We start from the raw sequence: 420 nt of genomic DNA on the forward strand, positions 1-420 counted from the left end.
GGCGGTGAGGACACGGGTCACAGCCGCCGCGACGGCGGGAGTGAGGCGCGGGTGGTCGAGCGCGGGCAGCAGCGCCTCGGGGGGTGTCGCGGCGACGAGGGCGTGCACGGCGGCGACCCGAGCTTCGATGGTGATCGGCCGGCGGACGGTGACGGCCGCGCGCAGCAGCCCGGGCAACGCGTGCAGCGGACGGGGCCCCGAGGTGGCGGCGGCCAGCGGAGGAGGAGTCTCCGGGCGGGCACGCAGGACGAACACGCCCTGCGGCGGCGCCGCCAGCCCGATCAGATCGACGATCAGGTCGAGGTCAGGGGCCAGCCGGTGTAGCGCTTGGACGCCGTACTCGATCGGGTCGTAAAGCGTGAGATCGCCGATGCCGACCGCGATCAGCAGGCCGGCCAGGTCCCCGCCTCGGGCGGGATC

The 420-nt window shown here is 75.2% G+C and carries 1 pseudogene; it reads right to left on the reverse strand.

The features are described 5' to 3' along the window. A pseudogene (locus MXD61_RS05840) lies at window positions 1-420 on the reverse strand (malic enzyme-like protein); the annotation flags it as partial.

The organism is Frankia sp. AgPm24 (assembly GCF_023243055.1).
Lineage (GTDB): Bacteria > Actinomycetota > Actinomycetes > Frankiales > Frankiaceae > Frankia > Frankia umida.